Below are 303 nucleotides of genomic sequence, written 5' to 3'. Positions count from 1 at the left end.
TTAATGATGCTGCCGTTGCTAAAGCAATGGGCCTGCCAGGTGGTGTTCGTGGCGAGCTACGAGTGATGTACATCGACGGCCCGAATGGCCGCCTGTACGGGCGTTTCTATTGGGATGTAGACCCCACTTCTGGATATGAATCATGGCGGGCTATTTCGTATAACGGAAAGCTTGGTGCGTGGTCGCAGGTTAACGCGGGGTATGTGAAGCGCGCACTTACTTCTAGTGATGTTTTAGGCACATTAGAACCTGGCAGGTATGCAGTAACGTCACAGGAGGTAGCAACTGCACTGGGGCTTCCGC

1 protein-coding gene is annotated in these 303 nt (G+C 53.5%); it reads left to right on the top strand.

Annotated elements, in window-relative coordinates; genetic code table 11:
• The coding region (locus HMPREF2935_RS13375; RefSeq protein WP_210400749.1) for a hypothetical protein at positions 1-303 on the top strand (303 nt) is incomplete at both ends.

The organism is Corynebacterium sp. HMSC076D02, assembly GCF_001813815.1.
In the GTDB taxonomy this organism is placed as follows: domain Bacteria; phylum Actinomycetota; class Actinomycetes; order Mycobacteriales; family Mycobacteriaceae; genus Corynebacterium; species Corynebacterium simulans.
This window is presented reverse-complemented; position numbering and strand designations above follow the sequence as displayed.